19 protein-coding genes are annotated in these 22,801 nt (G+C 64.2%); 7 read left to right on the top strand and 12 right to left on the bottom strand.

Translation table 11 applies throughout. The features are described 5' to 3' along the window. Positions 1 to 9: 9 nt before the first annotated feature. From RMO89_RS10425 to RMO89_RS10410, 4 genes are read left to right on the top strand one after another with little or no spacing between them, the layout of a single operon-like run. A complete protein-coding gene (locus RMO89_RS10425) occupies positions 10 to 1,299 on the top strand; it encodes an MFS transporter (RefSeq protein WP_310532973.1) in 1,290 nt (429 codons plus the stop codon). After that, on the top strand, positions 1,296 to 2,462 hold the full coding sequence (locus RMO89_RS10420; RefSeq protein ID WP_310532971.1) for a Bcr/CflA family efflux MFS transporter: 1,167 nt from the start codon (positions 1,296 to 1,298) through the stop codon (positions 2,460 to 2,462). Before RMO89_RS10425 ends, RMO89_RS10420 begins: the two co-directional genes overlap by 4 nt. Then, complete coding sequence (locus RMO89_RS10415; protein ID WP_310532970.1) at positions 2,459 to 3,949, top strand: hypothetical protein; 1,491 nt, start codon at positions 2,459 to 2,461, stop codon at positions 3,947 to 3,949. The genes RMO89_RS10420 and RMO89_RS10415 overlap by 4 nt, the downstream gene beginning before the upstream one ends. Further along, positions 3,946 to 4,716, top strand: a complete 771-nt coding sequence (locus RMO89_RS10410; RefSeq protein ID WP_310532969.1) for a hypothetical protein — start codon at positions 3,946 to 3,948, stop codon at positions 4,714 to 4,716. The genes RMO89_RS10415 and RMO89_RS10410 overlap by 4 nt, the downstream gene beginning before the upstream one ends. Here RMO89_RS10410 and RMO89_RS10405 read toward each other — a convergent pair. The 4 genes from RMO89_RS10405 to RMO89_RS10390 are packed head-to-tail and all read right to left on the bottom strand — an operon-like array spanning position 4,713 to position 9,169. Next, entirely contained in the window at positions 4,713 to 6,074 is a 1,362-nt protein-coding gene (locus RMO89_RS10405) for an MmgE/PrpD family protein (RefSeq protein WP_310532967.1), read from the bottom strand. The genes RMO89_RS10410 and RMO89_RS10405 overlap by 4 nt on opposite strands. After that, a complete protein-coding gene (locus tag RMO89_RS10400; RefSeq protein WP_310532966.1) occupies positions 6,071 to 7,081 on the bottom strand; it encodes a hypothetical protein in 1,011 nt (336 codons plus the stop codon). Before RMO89_RS10400 ends, RMO89_RS10405 begins: the two co-directional genes overlap by 4 nt. After that, positions 7,078 to 8,199, bottom strand: coding sequence for a CapA family protein (locus tag RMO89_RS10395; protein WP_310532964.1), 1,122 nt, complete (start codon positions 8,197 to 8,199; stop codon positions 7,078 to 7,080). The genes RMO89_RS10400 and RMO89_RS10395 overlap by 4 nt, the downstream gene beginning before the upstream one ends. Positions 8,200 to 8,209: 10 nt before the next feature. Then, positions 8,210 to 9,169 (bottom strand): hypothetical protein, encoded by a 960-nt coding sequence (locus RMO89_RS10390; protein ID WP_310532962.1) that lies wholly within the window; start codon positions 9,167 to 9,169, stop codon positions 8,210 to 8,212. Positions 9,170 to 9,287: 118 nt separating this feature from the next. Between RMO89_RS10390 and RMO89_RS10385 the strand changes: the two genes are divergently transcribed. Next, positions 9,288 to 10,286, top strand: coding sequence for a LacI family DNA-binding transcriptional regulator (locus tag RMO89_RS10385; protein ID WP_310532961.1), 999 nt, complete (start codon positions 9,288 to 9,290; stop codon positions 10,284 to 10,286). A gap of 22 nt (positions 10,287 to 10,308) precedes the next feature. Here RMO89_RS10385 and RMO89_RS10380 read toward each other — a convergent pair whose 3' ends face one another. The 8 genes from RMO89_RS10380 to RMO89_RS10345 form a co-directional block, all read right to left on the bottom strand. Further along, the gene (locus tag RMO89_RS10380; protein ID WP_310532960.1) at positions 10,309 to 10,764 is read right to left on the bottom strand and encodes a DUF3237 domain-containing protein; all 456 of its coding nucleotides are present in this window, start codon (positions 10,762 to 10,764) and stop codon (positions 10,309 to 10,311) included. Beyond that, positions 10,748 to 12,064, bottom strand: a complete 1,317-nt coding sequence (locus tag RMO89_RS10375) for a flavin-dependent oxidoreductase (RefSeq protein ID WP_310532959.1) — start codon at positions 12,062 to 12,064, stop codon at positions 10,748 to 10,750. The genes RMO89_RS10380 and RMO89_RS10375 overlap by 17 nt, the downstream gene beginning before the upstream one ends. Positions 12,065 to 12,164: 100 nt before the next feature. Continuing rightward, complete coding sequence (locus RMO89_RS10370) at positions 12,165 to 12,695, bottom strand: DUF3237 domain-containing protein (RefSeq protein ID WP_310532958.1); 531 nt, start codon at positions 12,693 to 12,695, stop codon at positions 12,165 to 12,167. Continuing rightward, positions 12,692 to 14,092, bottom strand: coding sequence for an aldehyde dehydrogenase (locus RMO89_RS10365; protein ID WP_310532957.1), 1,401 nt, complete (start codon positions 14,090 to 14,092; stop codon positions 12,692 to 12,694). The genes RMO89_RS10370 and RMO89_RS10365 overlap by 4 nt, the downstream gene beginning before the upstream one ends. A 92-nt stretch (positions 14,093 to 14,184) precedes the next feature. Continuing rightward, positions 14,185 to 15,630, bottom strand: coding sequence for a tannase/feruloyl esterase family alpha/beta hydrolase (locus tag RMO89_RS10360; protein WP_310532956.1), 1,446 nt, complete (start codon positions 15,628 to 15,630; stop codon positions 14,185 to 14,187). A gap of 44 nt (positions 15,631 to 15,674) precedes the next feature. After that, positions 15,675 to 17,441 (bottom strand): CocE/NonD family hydrolase, encoded by a 1,767-nt coding sequence (locus RMO89_RS10355; RefSeq protein ID WP_310532955.1) that lies wholly within the window; start codon positions 17,439 to 17,441, stop codon positions 15,675 to 15,677. Then, the gene (locus RMO89_RS10350; RefSeq protein WP_310532954.1) at positions 17,441 to 20,071 is read right to left on the bottom strand and encodes a TonB-dependent receptor domain-containing protein; all 2,631 of its coding nucleotides are present in this window, start codon (positions 20,069 to 20,071) and stop codon (positions 17,441 to 17,443) included. The genes RMO89_RS10355 and RMO89_RS10350 overlap by 1 nt, the downstream gene beginning before the upstream one ends. Positions 20,072 to 20,320: 249 nt before the next feature. After that, positions 20,321 to 20,824, bottom strand: a complete 504-nt coding sequence (locus RMO89_RS10345; RefSeq protein WP_310532953.1) for a MarR family transcriptional regulator — start codon at positions 20,822 to 20,824, stop codon at positions 20,321 to 20,323. Positions 20,825 to 20,963: 139 nt separating this feature from the next. Between RMO89_RS10345 and RMO89_RS10340 the strand changes: the two genes are divergently transcribed. Together RMO89_RS10340 and RMO89_RS10335 are read left to right on the top strand one after the other, a co-directional pair. Further along, complete coding sequence (locus tag RMO89_RS10340) at positions 20,964 to 21,497, top strand: TRAP transporter small permease subunit (RefSeq protein WP_310532952.1); 534 nt, start codon at positions 20,964 to 20,966, stop codon at positions 21,495 to 21,497. Beyond that, a complete protein-coding gene (locus RMO89_RS10335; protein ID WP_310532951.1) occupies positions 21,494 to 22,801 on the top strand; it encodes a TRAP transporter large permease in 1,308 nt (435 codons plus the stop codon). The genes RMO89_RS10340 and RMO89_RS10335 overlap by 4 nt, the downstream gene beginning before the upstream one ends.

Raw genomic sequence — 22,801 nt, 5'->3', positions numbered from 1 at the left:
AGTCTGGAATTGAGCGGCCAGCTGGAAGAGGAACTTGGCCGTAAGGTTGTGAAACGGCTAGTGCTGCCCTGCGCGCTTTTCACCCTGATAGGAGCCATAGACCGGGCAAATGTCGGCTTTGCCGCGCTGGAGATGAACGCCGATCTTGGCCTGTCAGGCACGCAGTTCGGCTTTGGTGCCGGCGTGCTGTTTGTCGGCTATTTCCTCGCCAAGTATCCCAGCGTGCTGCTGTACGAAGCGATCGGATTCCGGCGCTGGCTGGCGATCATTACCTTCGCCTGGGGCATCGCCGCCTGCAGCCTTGCCGCCATCGATAGCCAGCTGGAGCTGTACATCCTGCGCGTGCTGATCGGCTTTGCCGAGGGCGGGCTTTCGTCGGGCCTGATGCTCTACCTTGCCCACTGGGCGCCGGAGCGCTGGCGGGCGACGATCCTTGCCCTGCCGATCATGTCGATCAACGTTGCGCAGGTCTTTGGCGCGCCGATTTCGGGCTGGTTGCTCGATATTGATAATCCGCTGGGGATCGCCGGCTGGCGGTTCATGTTTCTGGTCGAGGCCCTGCCCGCAGTCGCGCTCGCGTTCTTCGCCTGGTTCTATTTCCCCGACCGGCCATCGCAGGCGCGCTGGCTGAGCGACAGCGAGCGCACATGGATGGCCAACAACATCCGCGCCGAGGCCAAGGCAGCGCCCGATGGCAGCCGCGAAGGCCGCTGGGACGCGCTGAAAAGCCTCGACGGCTGGCTGTGCTCACTGATCTGGTTCTGCATCCTGGCGAGCAATTACGGCATCATGTTCTGGCTGCCGACCATCGTGAAGGGCATGTCCGGACTGACCTCGACGCAGGTTGGGTTCATCGTAGCTCTGCCGCACGCGGCCAGCGCCATCGGCCTGCTGCTCAACGCGCGCCATTCGGACAGGACCGGCGAGCGTTTCATGCATATCGCCGTGCCGGCCATGGTTGGCGGGCTGGGACTACTTGCGGCCTTCCTGCTCGGCTCCGGCCTGCCCGGGCTCGCCATGCTGGTGCTGGGCGGAGCCTGCACCGGCTGCACTGTTGCCGCCTTCTGGGCGATCCCGATGAAGATGCTCAATCCCCGGTCGATGGCCATGGGCGTGGTGATGATCAACATGCTCGGCTCGCTCGCCGGGGCAACCATCCCGCCGCTGATGGGCTTCCTGCGGGAAAGCACCGGATCGTTTCTGCCGCCGACCCTGCTGCTGACCGGGATCGCCGTGATAAACGTGATGCTCTGCCTCGTCACCCGTCGCCGGATGCGCGGCAAGGGAGTGATGGCGTGAAGGCCAAGGGCGGGAATGCCATCATCCTGACACTGGCGGCTATTGCGGCGCTGGGTTCGCTGGCGACGCAGCTGGTTGTTCCCGCCCTGCCCCCGATTGCCGCGGAATTTGGCGCATCGACCGTGGCAGCGCAGCGGGTGATCGGGATCTATTTGCTGGGTCTCGCCGGCGGGCAATTGTTCGCCGGACCAATGGCGGACAAGTACGGCCGCCGCCCGGTCATGCTGGGCGGACTGGGGCTTTTCGTGATCGGCAGCGCGGCTGCCTTGGCGGTTCACAGCCTGACATGGCTGCTGGCAGCGAGGCTGTTACAGGCGCTCGGCGGCGCAACGGGGATCGTCACCGCCCGGGTCATGGTCAGCGACATTTTCCCGCCTGAGGAAGCCGCGACACGGCAGGCGACCTTGATGTCGGTTGTGCTGCTTTCCCCGGCCATAGCGCCTGTAATTGGCGGGTCGATGACCGAACTGGCCGGCTGGCGCTCGATCTTCGTACTGCTGGTTTTGACCGGCCTTGCTGCAGCGATGTTCGTCCAGCTGCGGCTGGCGGAAAGCCCGCGCCGCGCGGCCGCGCCGGCACGCAATCTCGCCCATGCCTGGTCCATGCTGATTGCCAACCCGCGCTTCACCGGCAATGCGCTGGCCATGATGCTGGCGAGTTCGTCGCTCTATGCTTTTCTGGCCGCGACGCCCTTCATCCTCGCCAGCCAGCACGGCATCGGCCCGCGCGACACCGGCCTGTTCCTGCTCGGTATCGCCGCCGCAGGGATCGTCGGCACAAAATTCGTCGGCACCATCAACCGCCAGACCAATGGCGCGATCGTCGGAGCTGCATTGGTGGCGAGTGGTGCCGTCCTCTTGTTGGCCGGAGCGCTGGCGGGCGCCCACAGCCTCGCCGCGTTCTTCTTGCCGATGGTCTTGATGGGTTTCGGCACCGGAGTTCTCGGGCCATCGACCATCAGCCGCATCATGCAATCGCGCCCCGGCCTTGAAGGCACGGCCACCAGCCTTGCAGGTGCCTTGCAGATGGGGGGCAGTGCGCTTGCAAGCAGCATGATAGGCGCGGCCGATACGCTTAGGCTTGGCATCGTACTCACCGTGATGACGCTACTTTCGCTCGCCGCCGCGATGGCCGCGAGCTGGACCCGGATGCAAACCGCATGAACCTTATCCGCTATCGCCCCATCCTCGCCGCCGCCGCGCTGCTGGTTCTTGCCGCCGCGCAAAAGGCACCCCCGCCGCGCTGGTGGTCCCCCGGTGAAGGCCGCAGTTTTCCGGCCACGCTCGACTATGCAAACGAACATGGCACGCAGCGCAGCCTGCTCGTCGGTGGGCCTTTGCCGACCAAGGGCCACCCGTTTTTCGAACCCATCGGCCCCAATGGACGGGCCTGCGTAACCTGCCACCAACCCGCTGACGGCACGAGCCTTTCCGCCGCAACCGCGCGGCAACGCTGGGATGAAACCAAGGGCCGCGACCCATTGTTCGCCGCGTCAGACGGCTCCAATTGCCCCAGCCTGCCGCAGTCCGAGAAGGCTTCGCACTCGCTGCTGCTGGATCGCGGTCTGATCCGCGTGCAGCGCCCTTGGCCGGTCCGCGAATGGCAAGGCAAGCCAGTGACGCCGGACTTCGCCATAGAAGTTGTTCGCGATCCCAACGGCTGCAACAGCGGCGAAAAATACGGCCCGAAGGCGGGCAATATCTCGGTCTACCGCCGTCCGCGCCCAGTCTCGAACTTCAAGTACCTGCTCGCCGTGGGCTTCGCCTATGACCCGAAGCAGGGCATTGCCCTGCCGCGCGATCCAGACAGCGGCGCGATGCAATCGGGCAACCTGATGGCAGACAACCGCGCGCGGAACCTGCGCGAGCAGATGGAGGATGCGTCGAGCACGCACCTCGAATTCGCCAGGCGCCTGACCCCGGCACAGATCACCCGGATTACTGACTTCGAGATGCGGCTCTACACCGCGCAGCAGGTCAGCAAGCAGGGCGGCGCGCTAGACAGCGGCGGAGCGACCGGCGGCCCCGCCAAGCTGCGCGACAGCGAACCCGGCGCCCTTGGCTCGATCGGCACGCCGGTGTGGAGCGAATATGCCGCGTGGGAGAAAATTTCGCCAGATGACGCTGCCAAGCTCACGCCGGAGCAGCTTGCCTTCCGGCAATCCGTAGCCCGCGGCGCGCGGACTTTCCGCGACAAGACCTTCCTGATCACCGACAGCTCGGGGATCAATTCTCCGGTGGGTTTCGGCAATCCCGTGCGCAATTCCTGTGTGTTCTGCCACAACATGGCGCAGATGGGGAATGACGTCGCGCCGGGTCAGGTCGATCTGGGCACGACCACCCTGCCCTATGCCGATCCGTTCGACGACTTGCCGCTGTTCCGCATCACCTGCCTGAAGACGCCGCATCCGTTCTACGGCCGCACCTTCTACACCTATGATCCCGGCTTTGCCCTGACCACCGGGCGCTGCGCCGATGCCGGCAAGATCACCCTGCAATCGATGCGCGGCCTTGCCGCCCGCGCGCCCTATTTCTCCAACGGACTTGCCAGGGACCTGCGCGCCGTCGTCGACTATTACGAACGGCGCTACAACATCGGTTACACCGAGCGGGAGAAGCAGGATCTGGTCAACTTGATGAGCGTGCTGTGAAAACCCTTGCCTCCTTGGTCGCGCTAGCCGCGCCGCTATCCGCTTTCGCCGCCGAGACGGGCGACTATGTCCGCTTCGTCTCGTGCCCAGTGTATCGCGACGCCGACAGCGGCAAGAAATCGGGCTGCTGGCTGGCTGACGAGCGCGCGTCGGGCAGGCGCTATGACGTGAGCCAATCGCCGCACAAGCCCGACTGGAACCGCGCCGTGCTGGTCGAAGGCCGAGTCACTGCGGATAGCACCGCGCCGTGTGGTTCCACCGTGCTTAATCCGGTGCGCACCTCGATCCTGAGCGAGCCCTGCCAGCGGCACATGCTTCCGGCGGAAGGTCACCCGGGGCGAAAGTTCGTGCTTCCGGCACGCAACCTGACCCCGCTTTCCGTGCCGCGCAAACCGCCCGCCGGGCCTTTTGCGGCGCGCACATTCCCGGTGTTCTTCGAATTCGACCGCGCCTTCGTGGTCTATCAGTACAGCGACTTCCTGCTCGACAATGCCGCGCAGTGGATCATCGCTGCGAAACCGGCGAAGGTCGTTGTGACCGGCTATGCGGCGACCGATCCGGAAAGCGTTTCGGGCATGACGCTGGCCGAGCGGCCCGAGGTCGCCCGCGAACGCGCGGAGATCGTCGCGGAATCGCTGCGTCGGCTGATCCCCGGCATTGTCGTCGAGACCCGTGCGAAGACCGGCGCCAAACCAGCAGACCTTCCCGATGCCGATACGCTCCCCGGACAGTCCCAGCGCCGCGCGGAAATCAGTGCCGAATTTTAGGCGAACAGCGCGCCAACGTCCTCGCAATCGGCCAGCGCAAGGATGGCCCGCGCCAGTTGCTGCGGGTCGCTGGGCGGCACCTGCGCGCGCGCCGCGCAGTCAACGAACTTGGCGACAAGGTCCGCTTCGCTCAGCGGGTTTTCGGGACAACCCCTAGCGTTATGGACATCGGCTCGGTAAGCTGTGCCGTCCATCATCTCTATCTCGATTGCCCCGCCCGATCCGGGGTGGCAGGTCGATGCCGTGTCGACTTGCGCCTGAACTTTCGATGCTACCGCCAGAACGGCCGCATCAGCCAGCACGGCGGGGGTGAAGCTATCTAGGCCCACCCTGCCGCGAACCAGCGCCAACGCAGTGCAGAACTGGATCGAGAACTTGGCGTCGATGAGCACACCGGGAGCCTGTTTGCGACCGGCCGGTTCAATCAACATGCGCTGGATTTCGTCGCAAGTGACCGTGATCCGCGCGATCCGGGCCGGATCGATGCCGTGCCGTTCGTGCAGGCCAAGCGCCATTTCGATGAATGGATGCGTGCCCCGGCAACTCGGCCAGGCCTTGAACGTCAGGTGGTCGATCCAGAAGCGGCTACCGAGACATTCGGTCAAGTCGGCGCTGTCAAAATTGCCGCCCGCATAGAGCGCAAAGAAGCCGTCCTTGCCCTCCAGCGGCTCCTCAAATCCCGCAACGCCTTCGCGGGCGAGCAGCGCCGAAGTCACCGCCGCCTGCGCCGGGAAACTCTCCCGCACGGCGCGGATGACCGTGCCGGGGCTGTGCTTGATTTCGCCGGGCATCGTCACCTGGCACAGCGCCAGCGAGAGCGCGTCGCGAATGCCGGTGCCGTCCAGCCCAAGCAGCTTGGCCGCCCCCACCGCCGCGCCCAATCCGGCGACGATGGGCGGCGGATACCAGCCGCCCACCTCCATGGCTTGCCGCTGCGCCACACCGATCCGACAGGCGAAATCGCAGCCCGCAGCCAGAGCGGTGAGGAAGCGCGGGCCATCAATTGGGCCTTCCGATTGGGCCAGCGCGATCAGCGCCGGCACCAGACTGGCATTGGGATGTCCAGGGCGAATGTCGAAGGCGTCTTCATAATCCAGCGCGTGCGACATTGCGCCGCTGGCAAGTGCGGCGGCGGCAGGCGGAACGCGCAGGCCCGTCCCCAACACTGTGCTCGGCCCGGTGCCCGATGCCTTGGCCAAGGCAAGGAATGGACGCACTTCTTCGGACAGGCCGCTGGCGCCGAGGATCACGCCGCTCGCATCAAGCAAAACGTGACACGCGGAGCGCCGGGTCGAGGCGGGCAAGTCCTCCCATTGCAGACGGGCAATGGTGTCGCAAATCTGCCCGCTGAGAGTCATGCGGGCTTATTGCGTGACAGGCGCGGCGCGAGCGATAGCAGGACGATCGCCCCGATCAGGATCGCAGCGCCCACCAGTTCGGCCCCGCGCGGCATCTTTGCTCCGAAAAACCAGGCCAGCAGGATCGTTCCGCCTACTCCGGCAACAAGGCTCGCCGCGCGCTCCAGTGGCACGCAATAGGCGTTCTCGCGCGGGTCGAGCAGAATGATGATCGCGATCACCGAGATGATCGTCAGCGTCACGCCGATCATGACCAGCGGCCAGACGGCTGAGCTGCTCCACGCGCCGATAAAGCCCCATTCAAGTTCACCGGCCTGACCGCCGATGCCCGATGCCGAGATGATCGCCAGAATGATGATCGACAGTGGCAGTGCGACCATTTTCTCCTCGACGAAATAGCGGCGCACCATCGCCTCATCTCCGTTCTTGGCAATCCGCGTCATAACCGCAAGGCGCACGAAGTAGCCCAGTGTGTAAAGTACCACGGTCAGGATCGCGAGCGGCGGCAGTTTCAGCCCGCCCCGGTCGGTCAGGGCGATGACCAGCGCCAGGAAAACCATGGCAAGCGCCGTCCAGCTGAACCAGCTCACCCGCCGCCCAAAAGCGATGTCGACCAGCGGCGCGATGATCAGGATATCGCCGCGCATGATCAGCTGGATGAAGGGAATGCTCACGCCCTGAAACGTGTAGGACAGCGGCACGGTGAACAACACCAGCGACGTGCCAAAGCCTGACAGCAGGGTGAACCTGTCCGGGCACGGAATGCGAAACCTGCCGATCTGAACCTTGTTGGCATCGCGGTGCCAGCCCGACAGCCAGATGAACAGGTAAGTCAGCACGAGATTGACGATCAGCGACACGGGCAAAGTCTCGAGCCCGGTCAATGGGCGGCCCAGCGACGGGTCCGGATTGGTGGCCACCCAGCGGGTGATCATTACGTTGGGCAGGTAAGCGAGGAAATAGAAGAAGACGATCATCTCGAGCGACAACTTGCGGCTGGCTGTCATGCGGAAGGTTCCAGTTCGATCATCTTCTCGCCCTGACGGTATCGCGCATTGAGCCCGGCCTCGGCGGTCACGGCGGTCAGATAATCCAGCGCTTCGGCATAGTCGTCGCTGCCTTTGTCGACGCAGCGCGGCACCGCATCGCGCCCGATGACCACAGGCAGCATCCCGGCCTTGATAACGGTGCCCCCGGCGATCTCGAGCCGGGCGATCAAGGCCAGACGGCTCGCTTTCGGGAAGTTGTAGAGGCTGCCGAAATCAGGCTCCCACTCTTCCGCAAGAACGCGGATTTCGTTGAAGCTTTTTGACTGGGCGTGCTCCTCGTCCATCGCCAGATCGGTGGCGAAATTGCACAGCGAATGGAACACCGGCTTGCCCTCGATCAGTTCGCAACCCTTGATGATGTGGGCATGGCCGCCGATCACCGCATCGGCCCCGGCGAGCACGGCGGCGCGGGCAACTTCGTGCTGGTAATCGGCAATGGCAGCGCGGACGAAATGGATGCCCCAGTGCTGCGACACGATGACGACATCGGCCTGCGCCTTGGCTGTGCGAATGTCCTCTTCCATCGCCGCAAGGTCGTCACGGTGCGCGTAAGTGTGGACCCGCGCCGGGGTGCCCGGCTGGTCATGCTCAATCTGCTCATAGACGGTATGCGCGCGCATCGGGGCGCAGCCGGGACGGCGCTCGGTGGCCCAGTAATCCTGCGGCAGGATCGAAGAATAGGCGAGGATCGCCACCCGTGTGCCATCGCCCAACGAGCGGATGACCGGGGCGCGGGCCTCGGCGATATTCGCCCCGGCACCGGCCACCGCTAGACCGGCAGCCTCAAGGTTGCTCTTTGTTTCGAAGAACGCTTCCTGTCCCCAGTCCATGCAGTGATTGCCAGCCATCGAGATCACATCGAACCCGGCGCGGGCGAGTGCGGCCGCGCCTTCAGGACGGGCAAGCACGGCATGGCGCGCTTGCGGCATCCGACTCCCCGTCGAGGCAAAGCTCGTCTCCAGCTGGCCAAAGGCGATGTCCGCCGACCGCAGCAGATCGCGCGTTGCGACGAAGCTTTCGTCGTAATCCTCGCGGTCCATCGCAAGGTCGCCAGTGGCAAGGAACACGTGGGTCATGGCAATCTCGTCACAGCGGCCGCGGCACGGACCAGTCCGTCTTTGTGCACAGTCCGCAATTGCGTCCGCGGAAATAGAGCCCGTCTTTCGCGCGTCCCTTGAGGTGGAAATTGAGCCACTTGCGCGCGATTACGGCATATTCGCCGCCGTTTGGTGCGGTCCAGAACGTGCCGCCATGGCCGACTGGCGAGTGGGCAAAGAACACCGGCACGTGGACTATACGAGCAGCGTCGTCGATTGCCTGCGGCCAGGCGATGTCGGCCGGCCCGCCGATAATATAGGCAATCGGCGCATGAAGCTTCAGTAGTTCCTGCTTCGTGATCGACAGTGCGCTGCGGCCTTCCATCGGATTGTTGAAGACGCCGCTGTTGAACAGGATTGTCGCCTTGATACGCGCATCAGCCGAGACGCGGATCGATTGCAGGCCGCCGCAGGAATGACCCATGACCGCGACGCGTGACGGATCCAGCTTGCCAAACCACGGGCTTTTCGGATCGGCGTTCTGCCTGGTCACCCAGTCGAGTCCGGCGAGGATCTGTTCAGGGCTGGTTGCATCGGGGCCGCGCTTGGCAATCTGGGCGTTGCGGTCAGCGTCGAGCGCCGGAGGCTCGGTCATCCGCACCGGCACCGTAAGCGGGCGTTCGCTGCGCGGCGGCCCGGGGACGACGATGAAATAGCCGTGACTGGACACCTCGCGCAGGAATTGTGCCGCTGACAGGCTGTTGTCTGCGCAGCCGCCGTTGCCCCACAGCATGATCGGCAGGCGCTCCTTCGGCATGACCGCCGGATGATAGAACGTGTGGTCGGGCATGGCCCGCAGGTATTCGGCAACGGCCGGCATCGCGCCCGACCCGCCCGGCGCGCCGACGATGCCGAAGGGCTTGGGGTCGGCCTTGGGCGGCGGGGCGATCTGCGCGTCAAGCGGCATGGCGGTCAGCGCGAGGGGCATTGCGGCAAGCATGCGGATCATTGGCGTCCTCCTTCATGGCCGATGACTGAAAGCGTTTGCAGACATTGGCCGCAGCATCGGAAATTGGCAAGTCTCCAGCACCCTTGCGCAATACGAGACGGTCGATAGTTTGCAGGGCGTGAACACAACCAACCAAACCATAACGCTCGATCAGGTCGCCGCGGCGGCCGGGGTTTCGCCGGCAACCGTTTCCCGCTTTTTCAACACCCCCGGAATTGTCGCGCGCGCGACGGCGGAGCGTATCCGCGAGGCTGTTGAGCAGCTGGGCTATATCCCCAACCTGCTGGCCGGCGGATTGGCGTCCAACCGTTCGCGGCTGGTGGCGGTGATGATCCCGGAACTGTCAGGTTCGATATTCGTCGACATGATCGAAGCTATGATCGAGGAGCTGTCTTCGCACGGCTACGTCGTGATGCTGCTTGTCACCGGGCTCAAGCTGGAAACGCCGTCCGACATGGTTCGCGCTGCGCTGGGCCGGCGGCCAGAAGCCGTGGTCGTCACCGGCGCAGTCGATGGCGTGACGCGCAGTCTGCTGCGCAAGTCTGGCACCAGCGTGATCGAACTTTGGGACCTGCCCGCGGAACCGGTCGACGTCGCCATTGGCTTTTCGCACTTTGCCGTCGGCGAAGCGCTCGCCCACCATGTCCACGAACGCGGCTACCGCGCGCCGCACCTGCTGATGCCGGACGCTGCCCGCGCCGGGGTGCGGCGGCAGGGCTTTCTGGAGACCTGGCAGGCACTTGGCGGGGCAGAGCCGCAGACCACGCAGGTCGGCACGCCGGGGACGCTGAGCGATGCCCATGCCTTTACCGACGCGCTGCTTGCTTCGGCGATCCGGCCTGACGTTGTTGTCTGCGGATCGGACCTGCTGGCCTTTGGCGTCGCTGGAGAGGCCCGGGCGCGGGCGCTGCGCATTCCCGAAGATCTCGCCGTGGTAGGCTTCGGCAATTCAAGACTGTCGAGTGAGGCCATACCGCCAATCACGTCCGTAGCGATCGATGGCACCAAAGTCGGGCAGGAACTCGCCGCGCTGCTCCAGACGCGCAGCAGCAAACGCGAGCGAGTGCCACTCGGTATCGATGTCGGGTTTGAATTGATCGGCCGTGCTTCCTGTTGAAACGGCGATTTTCAGGCAGAAGCTAGAGGACCTGATAGACCGAGAGGCTGACCTTCGCGCCGACTTTCCCGCCGGTCGCAACGAACAATGCGCAGTTTACCCAGGCATAGGCGGGATGGCCGGTGCTCAGGCGAATGGCCGTGCGCATGTAGTATTCGGACGGCGGCACCGCCTCCCCGGCCATAATCCGCGCGACCACTTCGGGAGAGGCGTGGCGCACGCCCTGGCTGAGCACTTCGATCACCGCGCCGTCATCGGTCTGAATAGCATAACGCGCATCGAGATCGGCCACGCCGTTCGCGTCCACCGTCTGCCAGTCCGCGCCAACCGGCAGGATGGTGCCGGACAGACGCTCACCCCGCGCGCTGCCACCGACAATCGGGATGATCCGCCGCGCGCCCTGCCCGCTGGTGCCAACCTCATGCGGCGGAGTCAGTTCGACCGTAAGGTCGCAGACGTGTTCAAGCTGGAGCGACATCGGCAACCTTTTGCTTCACGCGCGCGCCCTTCGGAACCGTACGCGGAGCATTATTGAGCGTGTCGCGGGCAAAGCCGGCAGCCGCCTTGTAGGCCTGCATGAACTGGTCGCGCTCGTCCGCCGGGATGACGTCGTCGATGTTGTCAAATTCGCCGCCGCAGCGGTCCGACACCATCTTGAGCAAGCCGAACGGCCCTGCCCCGCGATTGCGCAAGGCCAGCTTACCAACCGGCTCGCATAGTTCCGCATTGTATGCGGCAAGGCTGTCCTGCGACACGCCCATCTGGGTGAATATCCGCCCCAGAATGCGCGCGTCCATGATCGCCTGCGAAGCGCCGTTCGATCCGGTGGGATACATCGGATGCGCGGCATCGCCCATCAGCGCGACCGGACCATCAACCCAGAACGGCAGCGGATCGCGATCAATCATCGGGTTTTCGTAAGCCACTTCAGACTTGGCGAGCAGAGCCGGAAGGTCAAGCCAATCATAGACGAAGCCGCTGAACTCGGCGGCGAATTCCTCGAGCGGCACCGGGCGAAACCAGCCAGTCTTCGTCCAGTCATGGTCCGCATCATAGGTCTGTTCGGCGATCCAGTTGATTTCGGCGAGGCCGTTCTCATCCGGCGCGGAGATCGGATAGATCACCACGCGGTGCCGGTCTGTGCCCAACCCGACGAACGACGAGCCGCTGCGGATCGGCACGCCGGGGCTGGTACCGCGCCACATGATCGTGCCGCCCCAGCGGATCGGCGGCTGGCCTGAATGCATCTGCGCGCGCACGGCGGAATGGATCCCGTCCGCGCCGATCAGCAGCGCGCCGGCTTCTTCCATCGTCTGCCCGTCGATAGTCGCGATTTCGGCGATCACCGAGCCATCGGCCAGCTTGCGATAGCCGGTAACTTTCTGGCCCAGCCGCACCGCATCCTTGCCCAGCCGCTCGACCACGTGGCGATAGAGCAGCAGGTGGAACTGGCCGCGATGCACCGCATACTGGTGCCAGTTATAACCGGCCAGCTTGCCGCGCGGTTCGCTGTAGATGTCCTTGCCGTTCAGCCCGACCAGCGCCCATTCGCGCGCCGGCAGGCCTGCCTGATCCAGCTCGCTCTCACCAATGCCAAGGTCCTCGAGTTCGCGCACCGCATTGGGCTGCAGGTTGATGCCCACGCCCAGCGGTTGCAGTTCGGGAACGCTTTCGAACACGACGCAGGGCACGCCAATTTCGTGGAGCGTCAGCGCGAGCGCCAGTCCGCCAATGCCGCCGCCAGCGATGAGCACGCGTTCACTTGTCGAGGTTATCATCCGCAAAGCCATAAGCGGGCCGCCCGACCGCGCCTAGAGTCAATTCGGCCAGTCAGAGCGAATTTATGGCGGAAAACCGGGCTTTTAGTCGCAGTCGAAACTACTTTACCCGGTAGACGTCGACCAGCACCCGATCCGGCTTGCGAATACCCCGCGCGACGAAAGTCGACCGGCGCATCCAGTCGTGCGGGCCTTTGGTGACGGTGAAGGTCGGCGTGGTGCGGAAATAGTATTCCGAAGGATCGACCACCTGCAGCCTGGCCAGCCGGTCAGTCACTTCCGGCGATGCGACCCGCACGCCAAGGTTGGTCACCTCGATCACCGTGCCATCCGCCGCCTTGAGGAAATACCGCGCCTCCAGCCGGGTCAGTCCGCCTTCCTCGATCACCTGCCAGTCGCCGCCGCCGGGAAGCACCGTGCCGGTCAGTGCCGGCCCGGTGACGGTGCCGCCAGTGATCGCGATGAAGCGCTTGCGCCCGCCATCGGCCGGTCCCATTTCGACCGGAGGCGCGACGTCGACTTTGACCGTGAAGGCATATTCCAGCTCAGGCGTCGGCGCTGATGGCTGCGCGGTGGCCGCAGATGCGACAACCGCTGCGGCAAGCCCAAGCAAACGAAGCGGAGCGATCATATCGGGTAGTGGCCTGGCTCGGTTTCAAACGTGATCCACCGCGTCTCGGTGAAGGCATCAATGCCCTGCTTGCCGCCGAACCTGCCATAGCCTGACGACTTCATGCCGCCGAAGGGCATCTGCGGTTCATCGCTCACGGTCGAGGCGTTGACGTGGCAGATGCCCGCCTCGATCTGCCGAGCGACTTTCAGACCGCGCACGGTGTCGCGGGTGAAGACGGCGGATGACAGGCCGTATTCGGTATCGTTGGCCAGTTCGATGGCGTGAGCCTCATCGCGCGCGCGGGTGATGCCCACCACCGGCCCGAAGCTCTCATCGCGGAACAGCTTCATGTCGGGCGTAACCTTGTCGACCAGATGCGCGGGCATGACGACGTTCATGGTGGTGTCGCCGCTGACCAGCAGCTGCGCACCCTTGCTGACCGCGTCGTCGATCAGTGACAGACAATGATCGACCGTCTTGCGGTCGACCACGGCGCCCAGCGGCGTATTGCCAGCAGCGGGATCGCCCGCCGGCATCGAACGCACCTTGGCGGCGAACTTTTCGGCGAAGGCATCGGCCACGCTCTCCACCACGATGATCCGCTCGGTCGACATGCAGATCTGGCCCTGGTTCATGTAAGCGCCGAAGGCGGCGGCTTTTACAGCCTCGTCGAGATCGGCATCGTCGAGCACGATCATCGGCGACTTGCCGCCCAGTTCAAGCAGCACCGGCTTGAGGTGTTGTGCCGCGCGAATGGCGATGATCTTGCCGACCCCGCTTGAGCCGGTGAAATTGATCCGCTTGACCTGCGGCGCATCAATCAGCGCACCGACCACTTCGCCGGCATCTTCAGGCGCGTTGGTCACGACATTGACGACGCCGTCCGGGAAGCCTGCTTCGGCAAAGGCTTCAATGATCAGTTCGTGCGTGCGCGGGCACTGTTCGGACGCCTTGAGGATCACGGCATTGCCGCAAGCGAGCGGCATGGCGATAGCGCGTACGCCAAGGATGATCGGCGCGTTCCATGGCGCAATGCCGAGCAGGACGCCGACCGGCTCCTTCACCGCCATGGCAATCGTGCCGTCATGATCGGATGGAATCACTTCGCCCGTGATCTGGGTGGTCATCGCCGCTGCTTCGCGGATTACGCCGGCACCGAGCATCAGGTTGAACATGGCCCAGCCGGGAGTCGCGCCGATTTCGCTCATCATCGCGGCGACAAATTGATCCTTTTTCGCCACCAGCGCATCCGCCGCCTTCGTCAGCGCCGCACGGCGGGCGTTCGGTCCCATCCTCGACCAGACCGCAAAGCCTGCCTGGGCCTTGGCGGCGATGGCGGGAATGTCCGAGGCCTTCATGGCCGTGGCCGAACTAGCCACTTCGCCGGTCAGCGGGTTGAGGCGGGTAAATTCCATGGCGATTCTCTCCGAGGGATTTAACTATTATGCATAGCAATATCGGCTGAGGCACCGGCTGGCAAGAGTCGGATTACCGGGCGGCCCCATGTTCAGTCCTTTCGGCAGGTGTAACTCGCCGCGAGCGCCGTGTCGCCCGATCCGTCCCACACGGCGCGCGCTGGCCACAGGCATAGGGGCTGCGTCCGTCCTGGCGCGCCGTTTGCCGGCAGCTTGGTAGCGATGATCGTAGCAGGCGCCTTTCCCCGCAGCACCCATTCCTCGAGCGCACTGAGCAGGTCATGGCGCGAACCGACTTGCGGGGAATCGCCCCCCGCCCCGCCGAACAGATCCGCACCGGGACCGCCCCGGCAGTGATCGACTCCGGGCGCCATGAACAACCGCACCGAGGCATCGAGACGCGAACCAAAGCGCACCGACAGCGCGTCCCAATAGCCCAGCGTCGATGTGGCCGAGACCAGTGGATCGTCCCAGCCGTGGTAGAGGATCAATTTGCCCCCTGCCCTTGTGAAAGGCTCGATTGCGGGATTATCGGCGTGAAGGTTCATCAGCCTATCGATCGCGGGCAGGTCCCGTGCGAGCGAGAATTGCCGCGCGTCCCATGCCGGATCGGCGTGAACCCCGTCAGCGAAAAGCACAGTCGCGAGATAGCTCGGCCCGGGCGTGAAGGGTTCGGGCAGCGGCGCGGGAGAGACCGGCGCGGTCCACAGCAAGCCCTGATCGATCGGCTTGCCGTTCTCGTCATGCAACGGCGCATAGATTGTGCGCACCGCATCGACCTGTAGCGGGCTGAGGCATTGCGTTCCCATTTCACCGGACTTGCACAGCAGGCGCGCGGGATCGAAGCGGCATTGGCGCGGATCTGCGACCACGCCGTCCCTCACTCCGTCATCGCCGTCGCACATGGCAATGGCCGAGCGGGTGACGAGCTTCCAGACGCTCGGCGGAACAGCCGCGCCCCACTGCGAATGACGCTGCATTTCCCACATACGCCGCGCGCTCATTTCCGGCGTGTTCACACCGGGAGCGCCGGCTATCACGCCGTCATAGTCGCGGGGATAGCGTTGTGCCTCGGTCAGCGCCTGACGCCCGCCGCCCGAGCAGCCGACGAAAAACGCATGGTCCGGCTTGCGGCCATAGACATGCCGCAGCACCGCCTTGGCATTTACCGCCAGCAGATGATGGGCGCGGTGGGCATAGTTCGCGGCGCGGTCTGGGCGCTTCAGGAGCCAATGCTTGTCCGCCGCCTTGTGGCCGGTATCAGTGCTGGCGCTGGCATAACCCCGCCGCACCCCGCGCGCGAGCTCGAGCTGGTTGAAGCTCCCAGCCTGCCCGCCCACACCGCCGGTAAGCATGCGGCCGTTCCACGCGGCGCGCTCTGGCAGCCAGAGTTCGACGCCGATCTCGTTCTCGATCTTGGCTTCGACGCGGCAATGGGGTACCGGCTGCGTCATAGGCGTCGCGCGGTCGATACGGAGCGCGGGCACGCGCAGGCCTTTCAGGCTGTCGCAGGGCGCCGCCTCTGCGCTCGTCGTCACCAGCCCCGCAATTGCCGCTGCGCAAGCAAGGGCAAGCGAACGCATCACTTGGAAACGAGCGGCAGGCTCACCGAGGACGGGTGGTCGCGGTCGCTGATCAGGGTGATCTGGGCGGGCTGTGACTGGGGATCGCGCGCACGCTCGCGCCAGTCCGAACCCGTTACGGTAATCTGCATCCGGTGACCCTTCGCATAGGTCCAGCTGGTCGGCATGATATCGAACTGGAGCCGCACCGGCTCGCCTGGCTTGAGCGGCTGAGCATCCTCGGCAAAGGCGCGGTGCCACGGGATTCCGGGCATGGCCCAGGGTGCTTGGCCCAGCTTGCGCAGGCTGGCTTTCAGCCGGCCCTCGGTGACGACGCGGACCTTGCCGTCAGGAGCGACATCCTCGACATAGAGGAACAGGTTGGCGTCCGGCGTTGGTGCCGAAATCCATACATCAGCAAGTCCGTGGCCGGTCATTTCTGTCGGTGCTTGCAACGGCTTGCCGGCGATGCTCGCACCGACGCCCGGCAAGTGGCAAGGCTGCATGAACGGGCCGAACCCGCTGTCCTTGCACGTCACCGCATAGTCCACGGCAAAGCTGCGCGTGAGCCCGCGATCGGTGGCGGTGCCTTCCTTCAGGCCGGCGGGCGTAAAGGTGAACGGAACGAGCTTGCTTTGCGGCAGCGGCCACTGGACGGCGCTGCGCCATTCGCCCTTGGTGCCGTTCGCCCCGACGACGAAATAGTGGATCGGCGGATCACGATCGATGCCGGTGTCGATGCCTTTCAGGTGCCGATCGAAGAAGCGGTGCGCTTCCTGCACCAGCGCGAAATCCTCGTTCTCGCAGTGCAGCCAGTCACCAATGACGATGCGCGCGCCCGGGACGTTCATCCGCGCAATCAGGCCTTGATCGCGCAATTCGTCGCGCCAGCCGCCGACGATGTAGAGCGGCACCTTGCCTTGCAGGATCTGCGGCTTGTAGCTGGACGCGCTGCCTTCGAACCAGAAGGTGCTCTGCAACTGGGGCGAGAAACTGTCTCGGTACGGCAGCGCGTTCCACACGTCGAACAGCCGCACGCCGCGCTGGTGTTCCTCGGCCGCCTTGCGCAGCATTATCTTGCCTTCGCCACCCGCGACCGGCGGGACGGCCATGTCCTGCTCGACCGTACGCGTCGGGCCCGTGCCCCACTGCGCGAAAATGCCTCCGCGCCGCATGGCATCGTACTTGTTCCACGAAAAGCAGCCGGCAAAGACCGCAGCAAGGTGCGGGGCGTTGACCGTCATCCCGTGCATCGCCGCATCGCCTGTGTTCGAGCAGCCGTACTGCCCGACCTTGCCGCTCGACCACGGCTGCGTGCCGAGCCATTCGATCAGTTCATAGGCGTCGTGTGCCTCGTTACGGTCATGATAGCCGCGCATCGTGCCGAACGACTGCCCGTTGCCGCGCCGCGCAACCTGAACGACGACATAGCCATGAGCGGTGAGCCCCGGCATCGAACCGAAGCCGCCCTTGCGCGGGCCGACGCCGTCGCCGTCCTGCTGGGTCGAACTGAGCGAGTGATGCCAGATGACCGGGAAGCGGCCCTGTGCCGCCTTGCCGCCAACCGCCGGCCGCGCGACCAGCACCGCGAGCCGGGTGCCATCGCGCATCGGCAGGTAGAACGTCTCGGTGACCTGTTCGGTAAACTGTCTCGGCGGGGCATATTGCCCGAAAGCCGAAGCGGTGGAGGCCGGCGCCATTGCGGGTGCCGGCCCCTCCGCCTGCGCCCCTGCTCCTGCCCCCGCCGGGACCATGGCGAGGGACAGGGCAAGGAGCGCAGGACGCATCAGAACGATTTCCTGACGCTGACGGCAAACAGGCGGCCGATCGGATCCGCAGCCGTGGCGTCATAGCCGCCGCTGCCATTGCCGCTGGGCGCGATGTTCACATAGGGCGGCTTTTCATTGAGCAGGTTGCGGACTTCGAAGGACAGCGTCATGCCCTTTTCGAAGAAGCCCGAAGCGCTCTTGTCGCCGATCTTCCAGGTCATCGACAAGTCCACCGGGTTGAAGCTGCTGACGTTCTGAACTGGGTTGGACACCGTGTTCTTGTAGCCGTTCACATGGGTCAGCTGCAGCCGTGTGGTCAGCGGACCATGATCCCAGGTCAAGCTGGCACGCGCCTTGAACTTCAGCGGATTGAAGATGGTGTTCAACTGGTTGGTAAGCGGTGCTGTCGGCGAAATGGCGACCCGGTAAGTCGTCAGATATGTGCCATTTGCGGCGAAGGTCAGGCTGTCATCAGCGGACAGCTCAGCCTTGTAGCTGGCCACGAAATCGAACCCGCGCGTGATCGATACACCCAGGTTCTGGCTGCGCCCGTCGACGAATACCGTGATCGATCCCGGAAAGCCGGTGGGCAGAGTGCCAACCGTCGTGATCCCGGCGGTCAGGTAGTTCTGCACCTGCGTTGCCGCTGCCGTGCCGGTGTAGAGGATGTTGGTCCCGGCATAAAGTGAAGCCTGCCCCAGGATCGCCAGGTTCGAAAGGTTGGCGAGCACCTGGTTCTTGTAATTCACGTCCCAATAGGTGACGCCAAAGTGCAGGTTCGGCATCGGATCGAAATCGGCACCAACCGACCATGTCGTCGCCGTCTCAGGCTTCAGCGACAGGTTCTGGCCGGACAGTGCCACGCCGGTGATCGAACCGCCCGCCGGGTTGCTGTAGTTCTGGATGAACAGGTTGTTCGAATTGCCGTAGATTTCAGGGATCGTCGGCGCACGGAACGACGTGCCATAGCTGGCGCGCAGTTTCAGCCCGTCGACCGGAACCCAGTTGATGCCGAACTTCGGATTGGTGGTCGTGCCAACGTCGCTGTACTTGTCGTGGCGGACGGCGGCGTTGAGCTCCAGCCGCTGCAAACCGGGCATAGCATTTTCGGCACCGAACAGCGGGACGTAGAGCTCGGCATAGACCGAATCGACGTTGCGGCCGAAAGTGCGGAACGTCAGCGGCGTGGTTGGTCCGCCGCGCGCCGAACCCAGCGCAACCTTGAATTCCTGCCGTTCGTAGCCGGTGGCAATCTTCACCGAACCGCCCGGCAGTGTCAGCAATGCGCCGTTGAGCCGCGCTTCATAGGTCCTCAGCCGGCCATTGGTCGGCGCGAGGAATATCTGGTTGGCCAGCGTCGAATAGAGCGCCGGGTTGGTGCGTCCAAGGCCATAGGGATCGAAGGCGGTGGTCGGGTCGCTACTCGCCAGCGCGGCGTTCAGTGCAGCTGTGTTTACACCGAAGAACGAGGCCGAATAATCGTTGGTCTTGCCGTAACCAGCCAGCGCCTCGAACTCGAAGTCATGCGGCAGCTTGATGGTGATCTTCGGGGTGACTTGCCAGCTTTCCGCAAAGCCTTCCGAATCGTTCACCGGCAGTTCGCGGAACATGTAGTCGACCGTGTAGCTGGTGCCCGTGAAGCCCGCCGGACGCACGAAAAACGCATTGGTCTGCGGCACGGTCATCGCCGTCGAGGAGAAAGCCGACTTGCGGTAGAAGCTGCGCTTCGAATAGAAGCCGTCGATCGAAACCGTCAGCCAGTCGCTGAGTTCATAGCGGCCCGTGCCGTTGACCGAATCATAGGTCTGGTCGGGGAACAGGTCCTGCCGTGACTGGATGTCGCAGCGGTTCGCGGTTCCGGCGGAGAGGTTACCAGAAGTCGCCTGCGTAACGCCGCCATCAGGAATCGCATAGGTCGTTGTGCCGATGCGGATCGTGCCTGGCGAACAACGAGTTGTGCGGCCATCGGGGCCACCGAAAGGCGTCTGATTGCTGGTGAAGAACGAGCGATTGTCGCCCGAGAGGTTGGAACGTTCGACGTGTTCGTAAGCCACCATGATCTGGCCGCGATCAAACACCTTGCCGAGCGCGGCGCCAACGGTGAATTCGTTGAAATCGCCAGCGTCGGCAATGCCGTAACGGGCAAAGACTTCACCGCCATCAAGGTTGCGGCGCGGGATCAGGTTGACCACGCCGGCGACGGCATCCGAACCGTAAATTGCCGAAGCGCCGTCCGCGACGACTTCCACACGCTCAACGCCAAGCGACGGCAGGACCGAGGGATCGATCGAGCGGCTGTTGTTGGTCACGCGGTGCCCGTCAACCAGGACCAGCGTGGCGTAAGGCCCGATGCCGCGCAGGTTGACCGTGTTACCGTACGTGATGTTGCCGCTGCCACCCGACTGGCCGCGCGAGTTTTCCGAAACGCCGAGGTCGAAATTCTGCGGAATTTCCTTGATGATGCGGTCGATGGTCACCGCCGATGACGCTTCGAGCTCGGCGCGGCCGAGCGAAGTCACGGTCGAACCGACCGGCGCTTCACCGCGGACGCGGCTGCCGGTGACGATGATTTCATCGGCGCCCGCCTCGGTCCCGTCAGCGCTCTGCGCCAGCGCGGCGTCGGCATTGACCAGCGCGATCGCCAACATGCACGTCGACGCACCCCGTTTGATTATCTTGGAAACCCTCATTTTATCCTCCCGCTCGAAAGCAATCCCAGGCATTTCGGAGAGAGGGCGGAACCGGCACCATCTGGCACGCGGGTTTCGTATCCTCTCACCTGTACGTCCGGCCTTTGGTGGCCTCGCACTCAGTCGCCGTTTGCCGGCTTGCTGCATTGAATTTCAAAAATGGTGGAATTAGTCAACTATTCTTTCACCGGATAATCGCGCGGCGTTTCAGCCGTCGTCGCGCATACAGGCTGCGTACATCCGATCGAGCAGTTCGCTGAGCAGGTGCAATTCGGCTGGCGACAGCTGGTGAAGCACGGCATCCTCGGTCTTGCCGACGATGGTGAAAAGCTCGTCGAGGTGGGCCTTGCCCTCGTCGGTGATGAACAGTTCGTGCCGGCGACGATCCTCCTTCGATCGCTCACGCACAGCCCAGCCGAACTTCTCCAGTTCATCGACAATAGTTACGGTTACGGACTTGTCGAGCCCCACTTCGCGGGACAATTCGCTTTGCGAGATGCCGGGATTGGCCTCGATAATGCCGAGCGAGGAGAACAGGCCCGAGCGCAAGCCCTTGGCCGAAGTGGCCGCGGCGAAATCCCGCGAGAGCTGGTTCTGCACACGGCGCAGGCGGAAGCCGACGAAATCACCGAGCCGCCCCAGGCTGACCCGTCCGGTGTCGGGCATCTGGCGCGCGGCCGAGCCGCGCGCGGCAGTGCTGGTGGTCTTCATCGCTCATACCTCAATAGTTGACAGCACAGATGATTGAAATAATCTACCGTCTCGACTTGTGCCCTAATAGACGATTCGGACAGACACCTGTCAACCATCGCCGTATGAACGGGAAGCGCAGGCTGGGGAGTGGACTGAAATGGACCTTAGCGATGCGGCAGATGGCGGCGCCAGCGATATTGGCACGGTCGAACCGTCAAAGTCTGACAGCAAACTCGCCCGGGTGGCCTTTGCAGTTGGCGGAGCGGGACTGATTGGCGCAACGCTTTCGGATGCAATTGCGGTCACCGGCCGGCATGCCGGGTTCAACCTGCTCGGCTCGATCGAACTGGTTCAAGCGGCGGTGGTCCTGCTGGCGACGTCGGCCATGCTGATCGCTACGATCACGGACAACCACGCCTCGGTCCACATGCTGACCAGCCGGCTTTCGAACGAACGGGCGCGGATGATGGCGCGCGTGGCGGCAGTCGTCAGCGGCGTGACCTTCCTCGTCATCCTTGCCGGTTCGGCCTGGATTTCCGCCGAGATGTGGAACGCGCACGAACAGTCTGAGCTGCTTCACATTCCCTTTCGCTGGCTGCGGCTGTTGTGGCTGGTTGTCGCGCTGCTGATCGCCTGGCAATTCTTCATGCGCGCCTTCTCGCCCGCTCCCGGCGAAGGGGAAAAGGCGTGATCACGACCGAAATCATCGGCATTTTCGGCATTATCCTGCTGCTGGCTCTGCTGGCTGGGGGTGTGCCGATCGGCGTCGGCCTGCTCGTCGTCGGACTTGGCGGGCTGGCCGTCCTGATCTCGCCCGAGGCGGCGCTGATCAAGGGCGGCGTCGTTTCGTTCGAGATCCTCTCGAAGTACGAGCTCGGCGTATTGCCGCTATTCCTGCTGATGGCACATATCTGCTTCGCCGCCGGGGCAAGCCGGGACTTTTTCGATGTTGCAGCAAAGTTCGTCGGCCATCGGCGCGGGGGGCTGGCGCTCGCTTCGATCGGCGGCTGCGCGGGCTTCGGTGCGATCAGCGGGTCGAGCCTTGCCACAGTCGCGACGATCAGTTCGGTTGCTCTCCCCGAAATGCGCAAGGCCGGCTACCACCCCGGCTTCGCCTCTGGCGCGCTGGCTGCCGGCGGCACGCTGGGATCGCTGATCCCGCCATCAGGCGCGCTGATCGTCTTCGGCATCATCGCCGAACAATCGATCGGCAAGCTGTTCGCCGCCGCCGTGGTGCCCGGCCTCAGTCAGGCGGTGTTCTACCTGATCACCATTGTCATCCTCTGCGCCATCAAGCCTGAGCTCGGACCGGCGACGGCGCGGGTGCCGTGGCGTGAACGCATCCCCGCCCTGCGCAAGGTGATCGACATCTTCGCGCTGATCTTCTTCGTCATCGGCGGCATGATGATCGGCTGGTTCACCCCGACCGAGGCGGCATCGGTGGGCGTCGTCGTCTCGCTGATGCTACTCGCCATTCGCGGAGGGTTCAAGCTCCCGGCGATCACCAAGGCGCTCAAGGACACGCTGCGCACCACCGGCATGATCTATGTCGTGATCATCGGCGCTCTGATCTTCGCAGCCTTCGTCGGCGTGTCGGGCATAACCGAAGCGCTTTCGGCACTGGTCACCGACCTTCACGCCAGCCCGCTGCTCGCCATCGTGGTCATGGCGCTGGTCCTGCTGCTGCTCGGCTCGTTCCTAGACGGGGTCGCGCTGATGCTGCTGACGACGCCGATCTTCCTGCCGATTGCTGAGCAGCTGGGCTACAGCCCGATCTGGTTCGGCATCTTCCTGGTTCGCACGATGGAGATCGGCTTTGTCCATCCGCCGCTGGGGCTCAACATCTATGTCATCCAGGGTCTGGCCAAAGACCTGTCGCTCGGCACGATCTTCCGGGGAGTGATCCCCTTCCTCGTCGCCGATTTCATCCACCTCGGCGTGATCATCGCCGTTCCCGCGCTGACCTTGTGGTTGCCGGGCATCGTTGCAGGATGA

It is taken from the genome of Novosphingobium sp. (assembly GCF_031424035.1).
Taxonomy (GTDB): domain Bacteria; phylum Pseudomonadota; class Alphaproteobacteria; order Sphingomonadales; family Sphingomonadaceae; genus Novosphingobium.
Note: the sequence above shows the minus strand (reverse complement) of the source record. Positions and strands in the feature narration are given on the sequence as shown.